The sequence below is a fragment of the Thioclava sp. NG1 genome (assembly GCF_003122275.1).
Classification (GTDB): domain Bacteria; phylum Pseudomonadota; class Alphaproteobacteria; order Rhodobacterales; family Rhodobacteraceae; genus Thioclava; species Thioclava nitratireducens.
Genome location: NZ_QFBB01000002.1, coordinates 480,193 through 504,850 on the forward strand (window position 1 = coordinate 480,193; position 24,658 = coordinate 504,850).

Below are 24,658 nucleotides of genomic sequence, written 5' to 3' on the forward strand. Positions count from 1 at the left end.
TGTCGGCTCTGGCGGGGCGACCTTCGCGCCGGGCAAGGCGATCAACGCCAAGGTCACCGACCGCGTCTCGGGCGAGGACGTGAACGACACGCTCGCGCTGAAAGCTGGCCTGACCTTCACCGATGGCGTGGTCGACGGCTTCATCTTCGAGCTCGACACGTTCGAGATCAATATCGGCTCGGTCCTCAAGCTGAAGGGGGTGGGCCTGTCGCTCGACACCGGTGCTGCCGATGACGAGGAGCTGATCAGCTTCGTGTCGATCGGCGCGGAACTGAAGATCGGTTCGCTGAACCTCTCGGGCGAGGCGCGCCAGTTCGCCTTCCTCGGCGACGGCACCTTCGTCACCAAGCAGGGCTTCGGCGTCTTCATCGGCGTCGGCGCTGCCTCGGGGGCGAGTTTCAAGTGGCCAAGCTGGTTGCCGATCAAGATCACCGAGATCGGCGTGCAATGGCCCGACATTCAGGCCGACCCGAGCGATTTCGTCCTGACCTTGTCGGCGTCGATCACTGGGCTGCAGGGCTATGACGGGCTGACATTCGAGGGCACGGTCGAGGGTATCCGCATCGATGTGGGCCTTCTGCTGGAAGGCAAATTCCCGATAATCGGCATAGACTCGATCGGCGTGAAGATCGGCGGCAACGCGTTCGGCGGCGAAATCGAGGGGGCGCTGATCGGCGGCATCATTCGGATCGGCGACGGCAATCAGGTGCTCTCGACCTTTGACCTGACGAGCCCGGTGAAAGATCGCATCTTCTTCATCGGGGTCGAGGCGGGCTTCTCGTTCTCGGGCCTGGGCGGCTTCACCATCCGCTTCGCGCTGTCGGAACTGGGCCCGCTGGGCGTGCTGGTCTCGGGTTCGGTGCCGGGCGGTATCCTGCTTGAGCCGAATTCGGGCCTCGCGATCAACGACTTCACCGGCGGGGTGGACTTCTTCAAGTCGCTGCCCGACATCACCGATCCCGAAGAGCTCAACGGTCCCGATTTCGCGCTCCCGCTGAACGTCTCGGTCGATGACTGGCTGAACTCGGTGCAGCAGCAGGTGGTGAACCAGTATATCGCGATCCAGAACGGCTCGGCGGCGGGCGGCGGGTTTGCTGCGGCCTTCACCTCGCCGATGATCATCACCGGCTCGGCCAAGCTTTATTCGATCTACACCTCGCAGGCGGTGTTCAACGGCCAGGTCACGATCAAGATCTCGACCGACGGCAAGATTCTCGTGATCGGCCAACTCAACTTCGCCGCCGACAACCTGTCGCTCTCGGCGCGGCTCTACGCGAACCTGTCGAAGATCGCGTCCGGCGAGGCGACGATCCTTCTGCTTGTGAAGATTCCAGATCAGCTGGATCTGCTGACGATCAAGGGTTCGCTGCAGTTCGGCTTCAAGGACATCCTTGGCGAGGCCACGCAATTCGCCGTGGTCGAAGAGCAGGCCGCGACGCCGACGCAGCGCCTTGACGGGCCGAGCGATGGTGGCGTCACCGGCGTCGGCAACTTCAACGAGCGCGCCTATATCGACATCACCTTCCCGACGGTGAACGGTGCGACGGTGGACGCCGCTTCGGTCTTCGACCTGACGCCTGAAATCGAGATCACCGGTGGCGATTTCACCCTCGACAACACGCAGGCCCCGGCGCAGTTCGATGCCGACACGTTCCGCTTCTGGCTGACCGGCACGGGCGATGTGAACTCTGTGACCTACACCTTCCTGTTCCAGTCCTGGTCCTACACCGAGACCGCAACGAACCAGACCGTCTATGCGGATGAGGACAACACGACCCAAAGCGGCGACCCGGCGGTCGCGGGCCCGTGGGTCGATATCAAGTTCATCGCCGAGATCGGTGGCGAGATCACCGCCGAGACGCTGGCAGCGATCGCGACCAACGCGGTGGCACCGTTCAAGCTGTTCAACGACAATGGCGACGAGATCGACCTCCTTGGCGCCATCTCGATCGGCGGCGGCAAGGTACGTTACTTCATCGACACCAGCGATCCGGACCTGACGAACAACCAGCTCGCCGTCGGCGATTACACGCTGCGCTTTACCGCGGACACCTGGGCGAACAACGACACCCAGACCGGCAAGAACAACACCGCGACGCCGGATGCCGTGTTCTCGGTGGTTGAGCCCGAAGCCTCGCTCAGCGCGCCCTATCAGCTGGACGGCGAGGGCTACACGGTCGGCGTGAACCTCGCCAATGCCGATCAGCGCATCATCGTGACCTTCGATCCCGCGGGCAGCGGCTCGCTCGATTACGCCTCGATCCTCGATCCCGGAGCCGAGTTCACGCTGACCCGCACCGGTAATGCGGATGGCACGACGGCCAACACCGCGATCGATATCTCCAACGCGCCGGACCCGGTCGCTATGTTCATGAACGCCGACGGCACGGCGAGCCTGAAGAAGCTCGGTCTCGATGCCGAGGGCCGGATCGTCGCCGTCGGCAGTGCGGATTATGCCCACGCGTTGCCGGGCAATGGCGCCGAACTCTATGCGCTGCTCAAGAAAGAGGGCATCACGCAATTCGCCTATGCCATCACGACAGCGAATTTCGACTTCGCACCGGGCAGCTACACGCTCACCTTTAACGGCGAATGGAAGGATGCGGCGGGCAATGCAGGCGCCACCGGTGACAGCGTCATCACCGTCGAAGGCGCGACCGCAATCATGGTCGATCCGGGCGCGGGCGCCGCGATCGACGTGAACCTGCTCAACGGCCGCAACTATATAGACATCCAGTTCCCGGACGTGCCCGACAGCGATTTCGTCTATGACGCGGCCTCGATCACCGATGGCGGTGCGGAGTTCACGCTGAGCGGCGCGGGCCTCGGCACTGTGCAGATCGACAATGGTGTGGCCCCGGTCCGCGTGGGCGGCACCGACGCGGCCCCGGTCTATCGCTACTGGCTCACCGGCAGCTTCGACAGCAGCAAGACCTATGGCGATCTCACCATCTCCGCGGTCGAACAGGGTTGGTCCTACCGCTATTCCGACAGCGCGAACCCGACGACTGACCCCGAGATCAAGAGCGGCGAGGACGGTCTGGGCGTGGTGGCCAATCTCGAGATCACCGAGGGTTCGGTCGAAATCACCTTCACCAATATCCCGGCGGGCTACGTGCTCGACCCGGCTTCGGTGCTCGACCTCGCCGCCGAGTTCGCCGTGCAGACCGACACGGTAGAGACTTCGCGCCTGAGCGGCGGCACCTTCCGTGTCGAACTGGGCGAGGGTGCGCCGGCGCTGCTGCAAAACGATGCGAATGATCCGACGAAGATCTCCTTCATCTACTCGCTGCAGACCTTCATCGATGAGACCAACTCGGCGCAGCCCGCGTCGCTCACCGGCGATCTCTATCCGCAGACGATCACGCTGACGCTGGATATCACCTCGATCTCCTTCTTTGCGACGACAGCGCAAAGCGCTCCGACCATCGTGGTCAAGAGCGGTTCGACCTATCCTACGGCCGATAGCACCGCCAACCTGCCGGGCGACCGCACCTATTTCGATATCGCACTGAGCGGGGCTTACGGCGAGGACATCACCGATCAACTGGCGATCGGCGACGTCACCGTGACCGGCCTGACAATCACCGAGCTGATGGATATGGGCGGCACGATCCGCGTCTTCGCGGACGGCTCGCTCGGGATCGGCAGCCATGACGTGACGCTGGCGGCGAACAGCTTCGGCGATGCGGCCAAGAACCGTGTCCAGACGCTGTCCTTCACCGTTTCGGGCCCGCAGGGCGATCTGGTCGATCCGGCGAACGAGGGCAGCACGGGGCTCGGTGACGTCAACGGGCGCGGCTATGTCGACCTGCATTTCGAGCGTCCGGTCGGCGGCGCGCTCGATGTGGGCTCGATCACCGATCTCGCGCCGGAATTCACCTTCGGCGGCAGCGGTTCGATCACCTTCGACGATACACTCGCCCCGGTCTGGCTGAACCCGCAGGCGACCTCGGGCGACTATATCTTCCGCTACTTCACCACCGGCGCGGCTGCGGCGAACACCACGATCTCGCGCATCGCGACGATCGAGGATCAGCCGACGGTTCTGCGCGCCGATGGCACGGCCGACGATGCGACCGGCCCGGTGTCCTTCGATGCCAGCACGCTTTCGGTGGCCTTCATCGACGTGCGCTACACGCCGACCTATGGCGACGAGATCGACTTCGGCACTCTGGGCGACGAGATCAGCTTCTCGGGCGCGGGTGCCAATGGCGTCACCGTTTCCTCGGCGCTGGTCGTGGGCGACGGACTGACCGTGCGCTACTTCCTCTCGGGCAAGTTCACCGCAGGCTCGGTGCAGGTCGACTATGCCGCAGCGAGCTTCGGTTCGGGCAGCTATGATAATGACGCGAAGACCCAGAGCTTCCGTCTCGTCCAACTCGGTGCGAGCCTGACCGACCCGGTCCAAGGCGCCTCGGTGGGGCAGGCGCCCTTGAACGAGCGCGGTTTCGTCGACGTCACCTTCGAGCTGCCGAGCTACGCCACCGGCATCGATCTCGAGAGCATCACCGATGCGGGCGCCGAGGTAATCCTGAGCGCGACGGGCTACACGATCGAAGTCGATGACAGCCAGGCGCCGACCTACATGGGCGACGACGCGAACGGCAACCCGATCTTCCGCATCTGGTACCTGGGCGACTTCGCGGGCTCGAACCTTGACGACAACGTCTCGGTCGAGTTCATCTCGGGCAGCTTCGACTGGATCGGCACCGATGGCGGCACGATCAAGGCGATTACCGCGACCAATAGCGAAGATCTGGTGGTCACGACCGGCAAGATCGGTCTGGGCGCCAGCGCGCCGACGGCGACCTATGTGGCACTGTCGCTCGGCACGAGCCAGACGCTGACCGATAGCAGCCTCGCGACCACGGACTTCACGCTGACCGATATCGACGGCAACTCGATCACGATCACCGGGATCCAAGCCCGTGGTCCCCCAGGCGAGTTCGCTGTGACCTTCGACTCCGCCGACGCCGCCGACGGCGCGGTGCTGACCCTGACCTATGCGGCGGGCGCATGGACTTACGGGGCCGCTGCCTCCGAGGCGATCGATCCGACGACGCTCTCGATCAAGCCCACCGACACCGCTTCCTATATCGACATCACCTTCGACACGCTGGGCGATCCGAGCCTCAACGCGCTCTATGCGATTGACGCGGCGACGATCGACGGCGACGAGTTCACCTTCGGCGGGGCAGGCGGGGCCAATCTCGACCTGCTGGATCTCACCCCGACCGACATGGGTGACGGTACCTTCCGCTACTACGTCTCGCGCGAATTCGGCCTCGGCACGGTCACCGTCTCCTTCAACGAGGGCAGCTGGACCGACTTGCAGGGCAACGAAGGCGGCGCAAGCCAGCAGAGCTTCCGCGTCATCGATCAGATGCAGGAAGGCGGCCAGCCCGGCGCCGATGCCGACCCGGCCACTACCCGCGTCTTCTTCATCCGCGTCTCCGGCTCGATCACGCTGAACACGGCGGGCATCACCGACGAGCCGCTTATCAAGCTGAGCGCCCAGGCCGAACTGACCTTCGGCGATTACATCAAGGCCGACGGCTCCAAGGTCTTCCGCTTCGCGCTCGAAGCCTCGGGCACGATCGAGGTCTACAAGCTCGGCAATATCGGCTCTGCCGCGGCGCGCTTCGTGCTGGAAACGGGCGGCCTGTCGAGCGGCCTGCCGCAGTTCTGGGGCGTGGCCACCATCCAGCCGAACTTCGAAGCGCTCAACGAATACGGCGTCTGGATCAAGGGCAACGCGACCCTGATGATCAACATGTCGGGCGAGGACAAGGTCGAGACCCTGTCGCTCGAAGGCATCCTCGGCGATCAGCTTGAGCGCACCGCTGGCGGTGATGACACGGTGGCCGTGGCGGATCTGGGCGCGCTGCCGAGCCAGGCCAATGAAGGCTTCTACCAGAAGCAGGCGGTAAGCACGGAAGTGCGCACGACCTTCGCCCAGTTCGGCGTCACGCTCAGCTCGGAAGCCAAGATCGACCTGGTGCGCGAACTGAACACCCAGTCGCGCTGGCGGATCACCGATGGCGGGTCGATCTACTTCATCGAAAGCCTCGACGGCACCGCGACGCTGCATTCCGAAGACCAGACCTACGAGTTGTCGCGCAACTCGGTCGTCTTCTATATCGGCGGCGCGATCAAGCTGACCGATCAGAACGCGAACGACCCGGATGTCGACACGGGCGTCAACGTCTATGCCGAGCTGACCGGCGCCTTCTACCTTAAGATTTCGCAAGACCGGGTCGAGGTCTTCGTCGCGGCAAGCGCCAACGTCTTCAACGTGATTTCTGGTCAGGCGGTCGGTCTTCTGATCATCGATTTCGGCACCGCCCCGGGCAGCGCCTTCGGTGTCGCGGGCAGCCTGTCGCTCGAGGTGAGCGTGGGCGATGTCGACGGCGGCAGCGGCACGGCTGCGGCGAACAATGCCGGCAGCTTCGGCAATATCGCGGCGGATATCTTCCGCTTCGAGGCAGAGGTGATGGTTCTCTTCAATACCACCGGCATCAACCAGACCTTCGACGTGCCCGACGCGCTCGTGCCGTTCCTGCCCGCGAACGTGCCAACGACCTTCGAGATCTTCGACCGTCCGCCGATCCTGGGACAGAACGAGCCGGATACGACGAAATCCGCCGGCGCCTATTTCGTGGTCCAGATCAGCGGCTCGGTGACGCTCTTCGATACGGTGACGCTGAACGGCTTCCTGTCGGTGACGGGCACCGGAGACTCCGTGACGATCCAGGGGACGGTCTCCGGCCGGATCGAGAACTTCGGCGCGGTCGAGGGGATGCTCTATCTCGAGGCGAATATCGGCGCGAGCGATCCGGGCGTGGTCGGGCGGGCGCAGCTGTCGCTGGTCGGCGGGCTGGAGCTTCCGGGCGTCAGCCTTGGCGGGTCGCTGTCGATCATGCTCGAATTCAACACCTACGCGACGACGCAGGATCGCTACACGATCGTCACGCAGGGCGAATATGACGCTCTGGTCGCTGCGGGCGATGCGACCGCCAGCACGGATGGCACCTTCTATTACGGCACGATTTCGGTCGAGAACGGGCTGTTCCTGAAGGTCACCGGCACGCTGGTCGTCTCGGATGTGATCGAGTTGACGGGCGTCTTCACCTTCCGCATCGGCACCGCACCCGATTTCGAACTGGTCGCGACGCTGGATGTGCAGGCGCGGCTAGTGGGCGTGGCCGAGTTCGGTCTGACCGGCGGTCTCGTGATCGCGGATGGCGGGCTGGTGATCTATGCCGAGATCGATCTCAACCTCGACCTCGCGGGCGTAATCACCGTGACTGGCGACGCGATCTTCCAGCTCAACACCTTCTCCAGCGCGCGCACCCTCGAGATCCCGACCATCAATACCAGCGGTCAGGAGAGCACGATCTCGGTCACCGTCGCCTCGGGCTTCAGCCTCGAGATCGTCGGCTCGGTCAACTTCATCAATCTCGCGACCGCCTCGGGCCGCGTCTTTATCGGCCTCAACGCGAGCGAGTTCCGCGTCGAGTTCGACGTGACCTTCGGTCTTGCGGGCCTCAACGTCTCGGCGGCGGGTGGCGCGGTGCTGTTCTTCAACTCCAGCACTGGCGAGCTCGACGGTCTCGCGTTGCTCCTCGATGTCAGCATCAACGCCAATATCGCGCTGGTGATCGACATCGAAGCCAACGGCAAGCTGATGCTCAACACGGTCGGCCGCGACGTGACGATCTCGGGCCGAGTGCTGCAGGCGAGCAGTTTCGTGCTCGATCTCAGCGGTAAGGTCGAGTTCCTGAAGGTCCTCAAGTTCGACGCGGGCTTCCGGATCGAAGTGGTGCAGAACGACTGGCGCGTGGACTTCTATGCCAGCATGGACTTCTTCGGCCTCGCCACGATGAGCGTGAACGGCTGGTTTAACTCGGATGGCTATTTCGACCTCTCGCTGAGCGGTCGCCTCGTGCTGGGCTCGAACAGCTTCGGCCTGACGGGCAACTTCTCGATCCGGGTCTATTACCTCTTCGACGATGCGGCGGACGTCTACAAGCTCGGTGTGTCGGGCTCGGCCTCGGTTTCGCTACGCGCCTTCAACATCAGCTGGGCCACGGTTTCGATCAGCTTCTCGGCCACCGCGACCGGCACCGGCCGCGTGCCGATCGTGATCTCGGCCAGCGCGAGCGTGAAGGTGCTCTTCGTGAAGGTCTCGGTAAGCATGTCCTTCACCGTGGGCTATGTCGAATTCCCGACCCCGATCTATCTCGCGGGGGATCTGAACGGCGACACCAATTCGGGCACCTACAAGGACTGGGACGACACGTCTGAAATCCTCATCCTGAACATGGGCGACGCGAATACCAAGCGCGGCATCGGCGAAGCGACGGCGGGTGAGACCTATATCATCGAAGCGGTCTCGCCTGCGGTGAACGGCGCGCAGACGATCCGCGTGATCTATTCGGGCCGCGAGCAGGTCTTTGAGCACGTCCATGAAATCCGCGGCTATGGCGGCTCCGGCGACGACCTGCTGGTCGTGCGCGACGGCGTCGCCGTGCCGATCCTCTTCGTGGGCGGCGCGGGTGTCGATACCGTGGCCTACGAGGGCGACGGTCAGGTTACGATCAACTCGGCCTCCGAAGGCGGCACTGCGGGCGATCTGGGCGATCAGATCAGCATCGGCAGTGGCGTCGCGGCTGGCTCGATCATCTACGGCTCGGGCGCGAATGACCGGATCGTCTCGGATGCGCTGGTGCCGATCACGATCTACGCGCTCGGTGGCGATGACGTGGTGCTGCAGAACGGCACGGGCGTCGCCACGATCTACGGTGGCACCGGCGCGGACCGCCTGATCGGTGGCGCGGCAGCGGATGTGATCGATGGCGAGGGCGGCGCGGACGAGATCGATGGTCGCGGCGGCGCGAACACGATCAACGGCGGCACTGGTAATGACCGCATCTTCCGCAATCTCGCCTCCGATGGCATCGAGGTGATCGACGGCGGCGGGGGCACCGATACAATACTGCTCTACGGCACGGCCAACCCCGACACGGTCACGGTCGGCCAGAAGCCCGCCAACTCCGGCATCCTGCAGGCGCTCGACGCTGATGGCAGCGGGTTTGAGGCCGACGGTGTCGAGGGGCTGATCATCCATCTGCTTGGCGGCACGGATACGCTGACGGTCAACCCCCTTGGCCAGACCGATCTGAACACGATGCGCATCGACGACGATCTGGTCGTGGAATCCGCCGATCCCTCGAAGGATGTGGCCGAGATCGACGGTGCGAGCGACGGTGTGGCCGATGCGGTGATCTTCAACGGCACCGGTGGCGCCGATACCTTCACGCTGAAGGCGGGTGCGGTGGCCGATCAGGAATTCATCCTCGTCGCCGCCTGGTCGACCGGCACCGTGACCGTCACCTTCGACGACACGATCCGCGCCAAGGGCGACACGTTGCGCATCTCGGCGGCGGGCGGCAATGACAAGATCACCGCCGGCCCGGCCGTGGCTGCGGGCGACCCGGCCAATGCGACGCCACTGACCCATGACCTGATCGCGCTGACGCTGGAAGGGCAGGGCGGCAATGACCGGATCATCGGCTCGATCTTCAACGACGTGATCGATGGCGGCGCGGGCTCGGACACCGTGACCGGCGGCGAGGGGCTCGACATCTTCCGCGACACCGACGAGGCCAACGAGACCGATACGCTGATCGAAGTCTTCGCGGGCGAGGATATGGGCCTCTACGAGAACCTGTTCCTGGTGGGCAAGGTCTTCCAGGCGGACGGCTCCACGGCCTATGCGGAGGGCACGACCGATGGCGCGATGGTGCCGGGCGACGCCGATCTGTGGAGCACCTCCGGTATTGGCGCGGGCGAGACCACGGTGGAGCGTCTGAACGGCATCTTCGAGGCGGTCTATCTGACCGGCGGCGACGGCGTCAACAACACCTTCGTCGTCAACGACCTGAGCGGTTCGGTCACTGTGGGCGGTCTGGCCATCGGCGTCAGCGCCTTCAACGGAACGGTCACGCTCGATAACAAGGGGTCGGATGCGAGCGGCGATCTGGAGCATTACATCATCGCGGCCCCGCTCGGTTCGGGCTTCACCGTTCATATCACCGACAGCAGCACCACCGACGCCGACAAGCTGGTCTATCTGGGCTCGCAGGGGGACGACTACGTCGCGCTGTCGGTGGGCCTGATGACCGTGTCGCGCTATACCAACGCGGCGAACACGGTGCTGGGCGCGGCGGCTGTCAGCATCGATCACAGCAATCTCAGCGTGATCGAGGTGGATACCCGCGAGGGGTCCGACGTGATCGCCGTCACCGCGACCGATCTGCCGATCTATATCAACAGTGGCATCGGCGACGACGTGATCAACCTCGGCTCCGTCGCCTCGTCGGAGCCGGGCACCGCCCCGCTGGGCGGCACGCTCTCGGGGATCGCCGCGCTGATCCAGATCGACGCCTTTGACACCTATAGCGGCCCGATCCTCGCCGATCGCGGCAGTGACACGCTCAACATCGACGACAGCGGCAATACCGGCGCGACCACCGGGGTGATCGGGCTGGAAGATCGCACCGCGGTCGAGGGCTTCATCTTCGTGGACGGCTTCACCGCCGCGACCGCAGGCATCCGCTATATCGCGCTCGAAAACGTCAATGTCGATCTGGGCGACGGCGTGAACGACGTCACCCTCAAGTCGACCGGCAAGCGCGACGTGACGACGCTCGAGACCCGCGACGGCGCCGATATCATCAAGGTCTTCGCGATCAACGGCCCGACCACGATCGACACCGGCGCGGGCGACGACGCGGTCACCGTCACCGATGACGATCCCGACACGCCGCTGGCCAATGACGGCACGCTGAACGCGATCCTCTTCGGCTACCTGACGATCGATGCGGGCGCGAATGATCCGGTCACCTACACGGTCGACGGCACCATCGTGAACCATGGCGATACGCTGATCGTGTCCGATGCGGGCGACACGCTACCCGATCAGGGTGGCTATCTGAGCGGCACGGAGATCGTCGGCCTCGGCATGACGCTGGGCGTGGTCTATGCGGGCTTCGAGGAACTGGAGCTGTCGCTCAGCAACGGCAATAACGGCTTCCACGTCTCCGACACCCATGCGGGCATCACCACGCTGAACACAGGCGACGAAACCGCGACGGGCGATGCCACCTCGGATGCGATCACCATCGAGAAGATTTCGGGCCGCACCTTCCTCAACCTCGGCGCGGGCAACGATCTGGTGCAGGTCAACTACTACGCCGACGGCACCCAGACTTTCCTCAACGGCATCGACGGGTTCGAGCTGGACATCGACGGTCAGGCGGGCAGCGATCTCTATGACATCGGCCTGGCGAGCGCGGGCAACTCCACGATCCGCATCCTCGACACCGGTACCGCCTTCGACGGGATCGACCGCGCCGAAATCCGCGGCACCGACGGGCGCGACCTGTTCCTGTTCCGCGCCAATCATGACCTCGATGTAGGCGTGGTCGCGGCGCTGCCGATCGCCGAGGATGGCACGATTCTCAACACCGTGGTCGAGCGGGTGGAATACAACTCCGCCATCGACGCCGATCTGCGGGTCTTCGGGCGCGCGGGCAATGACCTCTTCGTCTTCGACGACACGCTCGCGGGCGTTCAGGCCTTCGGCGATGCGGGCGACGACACGTTCCAGATCGGCCAGCTCTTCGCCTCCTTCCGCGACGAGCAGAACCCCTATAACGGCCTGAGCGGCATCGACTATTACGAGACCACGCAGGTCACAGTCGGCTTCCTGTCGAACGGCGTCAGCTTCGATACCACGATCCGTGGCGGCGACGGCGAGGACAGCTTCACCGTCTATTCGAACAAGGCCGAGCTGTTCCTCTATGGCGAGGCTGACGACGACACGTTCCAGGTCCGCTCCTTCGTCCGCGTCGACCCGAACGACCCCGCCGCGCCCTTCACCAACATCAATGGCGGGCAGGGCGCCGACTTCATCCAATATGCGGTGAACGCGCCGGTCCGCATCGATGGCGGCGACGGCTTCGACACGATGACCGTGATCGGCACCGAGATGGGCGACGACTACGTCATCACCAAGAATGGCGTCTATGGCGGCGGGCTGTTCATCTCCTACACGGGTATGGAGAAGCTGGTGGTCGATGCGCTGCAGGGCAACGACACCTTCTTCATCGAGAGCACCTCCGAGGGCGTGCTGCTGGAGATCGTGGGCGGTCTGGGCTCGGATAGCGTGAACCTTGGCGGCTCGGATCTCGACGGTGTCACCGAGGGCGGCGCGATCACCGTCGTGTCGAACGGTCTCAACGGCCATAGCGGCCTGATCCAGACCACGGTCGACAGCACCGATCCGCGCTATCAGGCGATCTGGGCGCAGGATCCGGTTTCGCAGATCAAGGACAATGACGCGCCCGATCTGGTCTTCTTCAATGCCGATGGCGAGGCGGGCTCCAGCGTGCTGCGCGTCTTCGAGGCCGCAACCGCCGATCCGACCATGTCGGTCACCCGCTACGCGATCGCATTGTCGCGCGCGCCGGACGAAGACGTCTACATCACGATCTCGCCGACGCTGGGCACCGAGCGCGATGTAGCCGCCGGTGCCGAGGGTGTGCTGGTCAACGGCTCGGCCTCGGGCACGGTGCTGCACTTCACCGCGGCCAACTGGGATACGCCGCAATACGTGACCGTCACCGCGATCAACGATCTGGTGGCCGAGGGTCGCGGCATCGTCCAGCTGCGCCATACCGTGACCGAGGGCGACAGTCGCGCCGACGATACCGGCTTCGACAATCTGGCCGTGCCGAACATGCTGGTCGATGTGATCGACGACGAAGTGGCCGAGCTGCTGATCTTCCCGGTCGACAACTCCTCGGCCATCGATCTCGCGGGCGATACGATCGTGGCCGAGGCCGCGGCGCTTGCCGCGAATGACGGCTTTGCCGTGATGCTGAGCCGCGCGCCGACCGGCCCGGTGCAGGTGAACTTCGCCGTCGATGGCAATGTGACCCTGTCCTCGAATGTCGTGAACTTCGACGGCTCCGACTGGAACACCGCGAAATTCGTGACGATCGAGGCGGTGAACGACAGCGCCGATGAGGGCGTGCATTACGCGCGCATCCAGCCCTCGATCTTCGAAGATACGCGCGACGCCTTCCTTGGTGCGACCTATGCGGACGTGGCCGGTGGGGTCGCGGCGAACATCAACCGCGATATCAGCCAGCCGCGCAGCGCCGAGGTGCTTTACACCGCTGCCGATCTGACGATCCTGCGCCCGAATACCGCGGTGTCCGAGATCTACACGCTCACGCTGGGCGGGATCGACTACGTGGTCGGCGTCGGAATCGGCGAAGTGGTGGCCGATCTCTCGACCGTCACCGAAGGCACGATCGTGGTCGATGCACGCCTCGATCAGACCGCGACCGCTGTGGATATCGCAGATGCCTTCGCGACGCTGGTGAATGCCGACGCCGAGCAGGCTGCGGCGATGACGGGCACGGGTGCCACGCGCAGCATTTCGGCGGCGGATGGCGTCTCCTTCAAGCTGCTGATCGAAACCAGCGATCCCGCCTCCGGCTACCTCTTCACACCCACCGGCGACATCTATGTCTCGATCTCGGGCGACGCGTTCGAGTTCTCGAGCGATGAGCTGAGCGTCGATGCGGCCAGCAGCAAGCGCGCATACGACATCGTGGCCTTCCGCCTTGGCGCGTCGATGGCGGACGGTACGCTGGCCGCCGATGGCACGCTGGTCGATGGCGCGACCTGGATCATCAAGCTCGACGGTCTGCAGGTGCAGGCAACCGCCGAATTCGGCGACGCCATGAGCGACATCGTCAACAAGCTGGTCGCGCAGTTCGCGGGTGCCGATTACTCGGCCTCGGCGGGCTATCTGCAAGCGACGCTGCTTCCCTCGGTCGAAGGCGCGATCTATAGCCCGACCAGCGGCTCGAAGACCTGGACCATCCTCGTCGACGGGCAGCTCATCAGCTACACCTCGCAATCGGGCGACGAGCTGGGCGGCATCGCGGGCATCTCCGACGAGCTGGCGGCGCTGATCGACGCGGCCAATCTCGGGATCACGGCGGTGGTCGATGCCAATGGCGCGATCACGCTGACCTCGTCCACGGCGTTCTCGCTGCTGCCGCTCGACAGCGAAGATGCCTCGATCGCGATTGCGAGCGACGCCAGCCTCACGCCGCCGAGCTACGATCCGGGCGAGATCTTCATCTTCCGCACCCCGGGCGCGGGGGGCATCGAGGCTTTCTCTATCGAAGTGCTGCGCAAGTCGAGCCCCGACGCGGCGAGCACCACGATCGGCGGCGATTATGTCAGCGTGGACGCGGTTAAGTCGAAGACGCATTGGCAGCTTGCCCGCATCGCCTTCGCGGCGCCGCTGACCCCGATCGTCATCCCCGAGGGCACGAGCCTCGCCTATGAGATCGGGACCAACATCACCAATGCCGAACTCGCGCAGCAATTCACGCCCTACAGCTACGTCGTGGGCCGCAACGGCGACAATCTCGCGCCCGCGCCGCTCGACGTCACCGTGCTCGACGATGACGCGCCGACGGTGGAGATCATCCAGACGGGTGGCTCGACCGATCTGGCAGAACGCGCGCCGGGCGATGTGCAGGTCGTGGACAGCTTCTCGGTCGTGCTGACCGGTGCGCTGAGCGGCAACAACACGGTCCGCGTCGATGTCACCCCGCTGCCGACCCGCACCTACAATTCGCAAGAAGCGTTCAATGCGGATGCGAACTTCGGAGAGAACGAACTTGTGCAGGTTCAGGTCGCAGCCCCGCTCGCCGCGCTGTCGCTGGCAGGCGAAGCGGTCGAGGGTGAGACCTGGCAGGTCACGCTCTTCGACGATGTGGCCCTCCGCGCTGGCGCTCAGACGGTCGGCTACACGGTTCAGGCGGGCGACGATCTTGACGCGGTTGCTACGGGCCTGATCACTGCGATCAACGGGGTCTCCGGCTATAACGCCACGCTGACCGCCGATGGTGCGATCGAAATCTCGGTCGATGCCAGCGCGAGCTTCACCCGCTTCTTCGTCGAGGTCGGTATCGCTGGGGACAGCCAGGGCCGCATCGACACCCGCACCGTGCAGGACTTCAACTTCGCCAATGTCCTCGAATTCGAGATGATGGGCGCGCCCGCGGCTGGTGAGGTCTGGACAGTCAACTTCGACGGCCAGACCTTCTCACATACCGTGAGCGCCGGTCAGTCGCTGTCGAACATCGCTGCCGCACTGGGCGCGCAGATCAACCTCGCGAATGATGCGGCCACCGCGAATGGCGATCCGCGCGCCTATGAGGTGATCGTCGATGGTCGCGTGATCTCCATCCGCGAACTGGCCGATCCGGCGGCGGATTACGCAGCCTCGGCCTCGGTCAGCGGCCAGAAGGCGGGCGAGATTGCGGCGCGTCAGTTCGTCGAGTTCGATGCGGCCAACTGGATGATCCCGCAGAAGGTCACCGTGCTGGCGCTCGACGATACGATCGTCGATGGCGGCGATGCGCAGGTCTTCGGCGCCTTCAACGACCGCGTGAACTCGATCCGCGGCCCGGTCTCGATCATCGGCGGCGAGAGCGATACCGACGTCTCGCTGCGCGTGCCGGTGCTGCTGCCGGGCGAGACGAACATTCCGCTGGCCGATGGCGTGACCGGGACGGTGACCGGTGGCGGCACGGTGATCACCATCGATCCCGAAGAGCTGACCCATGTGAACGGCGATTACGGCGAGCGTCCCGGCTTCGATCCGCGCATCAACGACACCGCCACGATCTACGACATCGCGACCATCGATCCCGATGGCACGCTGAGCGGCCGTGTCGATGTCGCGAGCGTCTCGGAAGACATCCTCTCGCTCGTCAACGATGTGGGCATGACGCTCTCGCTGATGGTCGGCACGCAGGATGCGGTCGAAGAGGGCTATGTCTGGTTCTTCGGCACTCCCGATCAGAGCGATCTGTCGCTGATCGACTGGCTGACGGCTTCGGTCGATCTGGCGGGCGACGTGACCGCCTTCGAAACCGTGACCGTGACGCTCGACGGCACCGACTTCAGCTACACGCCGGACACGGAGCACGCCTATCGCTCGATCGTGCTGCGCGAACTGGCTGCGCTGATCGACGCTTCGGCCGAATACGAGGCGGTGGCGACGGTCAACCTGCTGGGCGAGACCCGCCTGCATGTGAAGCGCGCCGATGCGGTCGCCTTCGATATCGCGGTCACCACCTATGCGGGCCTGACCTCGACCATCGGCGGCGCGCCGGTGCAGGGCCTCTACAACGACGCGAATATCCACTGGACCACGGCTGCGTTCCACCTGATCCAACCGCCGGTGAGCGGCGCGAGCTGGGCGCTGACGATCAACGGTGCGGCCACGCCGGCTTTGGTCACTGCCGATGGCAGCTTCGGCTCGGTCACCCAAGGGTTGGCAGCGCGGATTTCCTCGGTCTATGCGCCGGTCGTCTCGGGCAGCCAGATGGTGCTGGAAAGCACGCCGCCCGAAGGGTTCGACACCGATCCGGGCGCGCTCATCACCTATGCGCCTGTCAATCCGAACCTGCGCGTGGACGAGGCCGAGCAGATCGACACGCTCACCGTCTTCAACAACGAGAGCCCGGCCATCGACAGCGGCGTGCTGACCGAGAACCATCTTTCGGGTCTGGGCATGGGCGGCGACACCTATATCGGCGGCGAGCTGATCGCGGGCGGCGTCAGCTATACCGGCCTCGAAGTGGTCGATATCCGTCTGGGCCGCAACGTGGATACCTTCACGGTCGAAAGCACCCATCGCGGCAAGACCATCATCGACAGCGCCGACGGGAATGACGTGATCTATGTGAAGACCACTGCCGGTCACACGATCATCCGCACCGGCAATGGCGACGATCAGGTCTATATCGGCTCCGATCAGGGCGTGGTCGACCAGATCACCGGCCTGCTGATCGTCGACATGGGCGCGGGCGAGAATGACCGTCTGTTCCTCGATGACAGCGCCGACCTGAACGACAACGTCCTCGTGCTGGACGGCGCGCGCGTGGCCGGGCTCGATATGCCCTCGGTGGCCGAGCGTATCCAGATCGAGACCCGCGGCACCGGCGGCAGCTTCACGCTGGCTCTGCCGGATGGAACGCCGGTCACGGTGGCCTTCGATGCGGATGCCGCGGCGATGAAAGCGGCGATCGACACGGTCTTTGCCGATTACGGCACCGATGCGGAGGTCAGCGTCGAGGCGACCGATAGCGGCTATATCTACACCGTCATCTTCGGCGGCCCGACCGGGGGCGTTGATCTGCCCGACCTGATCGTCGATGCGAGCGGGATCACCAGCGATGCGAACACCACCGCCAATATCGAGGTCACCGAAGTCATCAAGGGCACCACCGATCCGGGTCTGAACCAGATGCAGGCGATCACCATCGCGGCCGAGGGCGGCACCTTCACGCTGGCCTTCATGGTGCCGGATGTGCTGGGCAACATGGATCTGCGGATCTCCGACCCGATCGCCTATGACGCGACGGCCGAAGAGATCGCCGCGATCCTCGAACCGATCCTGAACCCGAATAACAGCCGTCCGTTCCTGCCCTATACCAAGAACTTCGCTGTCGATCGCTTCGGCGACACGATCTACCTGACCTTCCAAGGCGCGCTGGCCCAGACCACGGTCGAGGCTGTCGATACGCGCGGTCTGACGGGCGACGTGCTGGAGGCGCGCATCGATATCGCCGAGCCGAGCGCGGGCGACACCTTCACCATCGATCTGACCGATCTCGCGACGCCGCTGTTCGACGATGCCTTCCCGGGCGACTTCGCACTGTCCTCCTTCGCCTATACCGCGCTGGTCGGCGACACGGCGGCGGATGTGGCCAGGGCGCTGGCAGCCCAGATCATGGATGCGCAGGGTCCGAACATCATCGCCCATGTCGAGGGCACGGTGCTTGTCATCACCTCGCGCTCGGGCGAGCGGATTTCGGTCGTGGTCAATGGCGGCGACCCGGCGCTCGACTATCTGCTCGGCCCGCTGGGGATCCAGACCGATCTGGCCACGCTCGAGACCCGGATGGACGGTGTCGATTACTACGGCGTCGAATATCTCGAGATCGGGATGGGGGCAGGCAATGACGTGATCAACGTGCGCGGCACCACCGCCCATACCACGCTGAACCTCGGTGCAGGCGACGAGCGGATCTATGTCTCCTCCGAGGCGGGCTTCGGGCTCGACACCGACACGACCTTCCTGACCGGCCATCTGCTGAACATCGAAGGCATGCTCAACATCGAAGCGGGCACCGGCCGCCACAAGCTGATGATCTCGGACGAGGCGACGGTGCAGGGCGACGGCACGACCGATCTGCGCGCTGAAATCACCGATGATCGCGATGCCGCGCTGGCAGCTGCCGCCGCATGGGGCGACGATACCGAGCTGTCGAGCGTCAACGAGATCTTCGTCGTCGGCATCGCGCCCGCGCCGATCACCTATGGCGCGGATGCGGCGGGCAACTTCCTGGGTGGCATCACCTACTGGACCGGCTTCGGCGCCGATGCGATCGCCATCGACGGCACCCATGCGCGTGACATTGAAGGCGGCCGCGAGCTGACGGTTCTGAACACCGGTCTGGGCAATGACGATGTGACCGTGGATCTGCAGGCGAGCGAGGACGGGGCCTTCGTGCTCAACACCCAAGGTCCGCATGACGCGAATTATGAGCCCGATTGGGGCTATGCCCGCGACTATCTGGAATTCGCCGATGACGATGTCGTCGATGCAGCACTCAGCACGCTGCCGTTGATCATCTTCGGCGGTCAGGGCGATGACCGCATCACCTCGGGTCTGGCGAATGACATCGTCTTCGGCGATCGCGGTCGGATCGACTATCTCACCGCGGATGGCACGGGCTATGCGCTGAAGCTTGGCTCGGGCGGCCCGGATCACGTCAATGACGGTACCGATGTCGCGCCCACGCTGATCTACACGATCGACCCGACCATCGGCGGTGCGGACACGATCACCACGCTTGGCGGCGACGATATCGTCCTGGGCGGCGTCAATGGCGACACGATCACCACCGACGGCGCAACCGACAGCGGTACGGATATCGTGATCGGTGACAGCGGGTTTGTCGACTACGTTTCGGCTGACGGCGACCGCACCGATATCGACGAAATCGCCACCACCGCCGAGACCTATGGCGGCTCCGATCGGATCGTGACGGGCTTGGGCGACGATATCGTGCTCGCCGGTGAAGATGGCGAGACGATCATCGACGCGCTGATCGACGGCACCCGCTCGCGCGACCGCGAAACCATCGCCGCGACGATCCTCGTCGAAGGCGAAGAGATTTCGGGCGACTATGTCGACGCGGGGCAGGGCGAAAATATCGTGCTGGGCGACAACGGCCGGATCGTGGCCGCCACGGATGACGCGCCGCGCTTCGGTACGCAGCCGATCACGCTGGGCCTGATCGAGACGACCGCGCCCGAGATCGGCGGCGATGACGTGATCCTTGCAGGCATCGGCTATGACATCGTGCTGGGCGGAGCTGGCGGCGACGCGATCAACGTGAAGGTCGGTGAGGTCTACGCCGCAACCGACACCGACGCCACGCTGCATGACGCGGGCAATATCGTGATCGGCGATACCGGCTTCATCGACTGGGTCGGCCTCGATGGAGACGCAACCGATATCGACGAGATCGCGACCACCGAGGATCGCTGTGCCGACACCGGCGCGATGATCGGCGGCAACGATCTGATCGCTACCGGCGCGGGACGCGACTTCATCATCGGCGGTACGGCGGATGACACGATCTTCGCGGGTGCGGGCAATGATCTGGTCTTCGGCGATCACGGTCGGATCGTGGCGCAGCCGGGTGGCGGCGTGGACGCAGGCCTGCTGCCGCTGAACCTGATCGAGCTCACCACGCAGTTCGACTTCTACTCGATCCTGCGAACCGAGAACGACGGCGGCGGGCGCGACATGATCTTCGCCGAGGATGGCGCTGATATCGTGCTGGGTCAGCAGGGCGCTGACGTGATCTACGGCGGCAATGGCGACGACGACCTGATCGGCGGCCATAATCGTCCGGGCGGCGATGACGGCGCGGACCGTATCGACGGCAACGGCGCGGTACTGTTCGAGGATCGCCCGGTGATCAGCGCCTGGTTCGATCTGGATGCGCAGGCGCTCGACCCGAATGCGACCGACAATGACGTGATCCTTGGCGACAATGGCATCGTGATCCGCACCGACGCGGCCGAGAGCCTGCGCTTCCGGATGCTCGCCGATGGCACGCTGACGATCTATGATGCTGCCGATGACGGCACCGGCTCGAATGCGGGCGATGCGGCCCAGACCAACCCGACCGGCGTGGAAGAGCGGCTGATCGCCCACTTCGATCACACCGACGCGACCGAGGCCAACCGGACCGATCTCTACGGCGCGGATTACCTCGCAGGCGGTGCGGATGACGATGTGATTTTCGGCCAACTCGGCGACGATGCGATCCAGGGCGACGGCTCGGCCACGTTCCGTGGGCTGCTGCCGAATGACACCGCCTATGACGCGACCGACAACGGCTACGCCACGCGCCTTGCCGACGGCACGCTCAGCGTGAACCCGACCCGCAGCATCAATGCCGCGCGCGACGGCGACGACTATATCGAGGCCAATGGCGGCAACGACATCGTCTTCGGCGGGCTGGGGCAGGACGATATCATCGGCGGTTCCTCGGATCTCTACATCCATGACGCGCGCGCGACCGGTGACGGCTTCAACCTCGATCTGCTGGCGACCGCGAATGTCACCGAGGCCTTCCGTCCCGACGGTGCCGATATGCTCTTCGGCGGTCAGGGCGATCCGGTGACGCTGAGCCGCAACGACTATGGTCAGAGCGGTGCCAACGCCCATGCCCGCGACGCGGATGTGATCCTTGGCGACAACGGCCGCATCCTGCGTCTGGTCGGTGCGAACGGCTTCCTCGGCTTCAACTACGATACGCTCGATCCGGCGCGGGCCTCGGGTATCGCGGTTGGCGGCGCGGATCACGCCGACGCCTGGCTGGTGGTGCGCGCGGTCGAGCTGCTCGACTATCACACCGGCGGCCCGGATGTCTGGGGCGCGGCTGCGCTGGCCGACAATGGCGGCGCGGATGAAATCCACGGCGAGGGCGGCGACGACGCGATCTATGGCATGACCGGCAATGACGTGCTCTATGGCGAAGGTCAGGACGACGATCTGATCGGCGGCTGGGGCCACGACTGGATTTCGGGCGGCACCGGTCAGGACGGCGTGCTGGGCGACGACGGGCGCATCTGGACCTCGCGCAATTCCTCGAGCTACGACGAGCCGCTTTACGCGATCGCAAGTGTCAGCAAGGAGACGATCTCGACCCCGGGTAAAATCCAGCAGGCCGATATCAACGTTCAGGGCGCGCTGAAGAAGACCGTGAACCTCACGCCCTTCTTCCTGACCGCCGATGGCGAAACCGACGATCCGTTGCTCGATCCGGCCTATGCGGACGACATCATCTATGGCGGTCTGGGCGACGACTTCCTGCATGGCGGCGCGGGCGACGATCTGGTCTCGGGCGCTGAGGCGCTGGCCGAGGCCTGGTATCTCGCCTATCCGAACGACGCGCTGGCGCCGGGTGTGGCCGGCGTGCTGGTCCGCTCGGATTACACGGTTCCGTTCTGGTCCGCCGATCCGACGGTCACGCAAGGAAATGCGCTGGGCTACAACGCCTTCTACGCGGGCGAGTTCGCGGCCTATGACGAATACAACCCGCGCGATGTGATCGTGATCGACGCCGCTGGCCATTACGTCTCGCTCTCCGAGGCGGTCGACGGTCTGACCTTCTTCGCGAGCTTCGATCCGGCCGATCCGGGCGCGCCGCAGGTCGGCACGCTCGAACAGGATGGCAGCCCGGTCTATAGCGATGGCAATGACGTGATCTTCGGCGATCTGGGCAATGACTGGCTCGTCGGCGGCACCGGGCGCGACCATGTCTATGGCGGCTGGGGCGACGATCTGATCGATGTCGATGACGACCATACCCGCGACGCGGATGGCTCGGCCCTCGGCGCGAACGACACGCCCGACACGTCGTCGAGCTATGAGGACGTCGTCTATGGCGGTGCCGGTCGCGACATCATGATCGGCAACACTGGCGGTGATCGCCTGATCGACTGGGTGGGTGAGTTCAACAGCTACATCGTGCCCTTCGCGCCCTTCGGTGCCTTCACGATCTCCCGTGCGCTGGCACCGCAGATCCAGGAATATCTCTACGATCTCTCGGCCTCCGACGGCGCCGATCCCACCCGCGCGGCCGATACTGGCGATTACAATGCCGACCGCAACGGCGAGCCGTGGGGCGAGCTGGGGCTGGTGATGCAGAAGGACGACGCGTGGCAGGATCAGACCGGCGCGCCGAATGACCCGCAGCCGGGCAACATTCCGGGCGGTCGCCGCGACGTGCTGCGCTCGGCCGATTTCAACGGCAATGGCGGCGGTCAGGACGCGAAGGGTTTCGCAGCCGATAGCGGGATCTGGACAGTTCAGGGCGGCGCCTTCGCGGTGAGCCCGGAAACGCTCGGCGGCGATGCTGTCTCGGTCTTCTATATCGGCGACGCGCTACCCAGCTATTTCGAGATGAAGGCGACCATCGTCGGCGGCAAGCCCACGGCGGGTCTGAAGTCGAACGCCTATCTGATCTTCGACTACCAGTCGCCGACCGACTTCAAATTCGCGGGCGTGAACATCTCGACCGACAAGTTCGAGATGGGTATCCGCACCGCCGATGGTTGGATCGTGCTGGAGCAGACCCCGGTGCAGGCCAAGCCCGACACGCCCTATAACCTGCTCCTTGCGATCAACGGGCTGACCGCGACGCTGGTGATCGACGGGCAGGAATACTTCACCCATGTCTTTGACGCGCGGGTCGATCAATACGGCGTCACGCACGGGCTGAACTCGGGCTATGTCGGGATCGGCGCGCAGAACTCGGTGACGAAGCTCGACAATATTGCGGTGCAAGTGCTGCCACCGGAATTTACCCTTGATGAGACCGAGGGCTTCACTGATGGCATCGCGGATCGCTTCGCCACTGACGCCGCTTGGCAGATCGATGCGGGCGCGCTGGATGCTCAGCCTGCAGGTGCCCCCGCCATCGCGCTCGCCGATCTGGTGATCGCGGAGACCTCTGTCACGCGGCTTGCAGCGCAGATCGAGACCAACGGCCGCGCGGGCTTCGTCTTCGACAGCTACACGGACGGGCGCTACAAATATGCCGTGATCGACACGGCCAACGACCGCGTCTCGATCGGCTATTACACGCAGCGCGACGGCTTCGTGGAAACTGCGAGCTACGACATCGCCATCGATGGCGGCCATTCCAACAAGGTCGAGATCACGCTCGCCCGCAGCACTGTCAGCCTCTCGCTCAACGGCCACGAAGTTCTGGGCCACGCCTTCTACGCGCCCGTCGCCGACGGTGCAGTCGGGCTGATGGCCTTCGACGCGGCCAGCTTCGACGATGTGCGCCTTGCCACGAATGACCCGGCCTATTTCACGCCCGACACCGGCTCGCTGATCTACGACTATAATTCCGCAGGTCCGATCGCGATTGCGGATCAGGGCGTCACGACGCAGAGCCTATATGTCGGCTCGGATGTGGTGATCGCCGATCTCGACGTGACCCTCAGCCTGATCCATGAGCGGCTGAGTGATCTGACCGTCACGCTGATCGCGCCGGATGGCACGCGGATCGAACTGTTCGCGGCGCTTGATGGTACGGCGATCGATACGCGCTTCGACGATGCGGCGGGAGAGAGCATCACCAGTGCCGCCGCGCCTTACGGCGTGACCTATCGCCCGGTGGGTGATCTGGCGGCGCTTGAGGGCAAGATGTCGGGCGGTGTCTGGACGCTGGAAATCGTCGACGGGGCGAAGCGCAAGACCGGCACGTTGGAAAGCTGGTCGCTGACCATCGAGGCGGCGCAGGCGCTCCATGCAGAAACGGTTGCGACCGCGCCGGAGGGCGCAGTTCTCGATGAAGCCTTTCTGGCCGAGGCGCGGGCGCAGGCGCTGGAAGAGATCGCGCAGGAACTGGGGCTGAGCGCTGAGGATCTCGCCAAGCTCGAAGCGGTGCAGATTTCCATCGCCTCGCTCGACGGCACGCTGCTGGGCTACACGACCGCGGGCGCGATAACGCTCGACGCGGACGGGGCGGGGCATGGCTGGTCGCTCGACGGCAGCGAAGGGCTGAACCTCGTCGACGCGCTCAAGCACGAATTCGGCCATATCCTCGGTCTTGCCGACGATAGCGACGCGGCGGCGTGGATGGACCCGACCCTTGCCACGCAGAAGGCGGCCGCGCCCGCGCCTGCATCGGTGCCCGATAGTCCGACCGATACGGCAAGCGACACGGCGACGACTACCAGCACGGCGCAGGATGCCGCGACCAGCGACACCACCTCGGCCCCGAGCGCTGCCCCTGTCACCGATCCCGCGCCAGCAACAACCACGTCCGCGCGGGGTAATTCAGGTAATTCGGGTAAACAATCGCGCGGTGCAAAAGGCTGACGCGGCGCCCAGTGCGTTCAACTGCCACGTTTTTTCTTGCTTGAATCGCGAACTAATCCTTTACTT

1 protein-coding gene (cut by a window edge) is annotated in these 24,658 nt (G+C 64.6%); it reads left to right on the plus strand.

Features of this window, described 5'->3' with window-relative positions; translation table 11 throughout:
- Positions 1 to 24,592: the 3' portion of a matrixin family metalloprotease gene (locus DEM26_RS05300; protein ID WP_146194434.1), read on the plus strand. 13,664 nt of this gene lie to the left of the window's left edge; 24,592 of the gene's 38,256 nt are visible here — the last part of the coding sequence; its start codon lies off the left edge, out of view; it ends in the stop codon at positions 24,590 to 24,592.
- Positions 24,593 to 24,658: the final 66 nt, after the last annotated feature.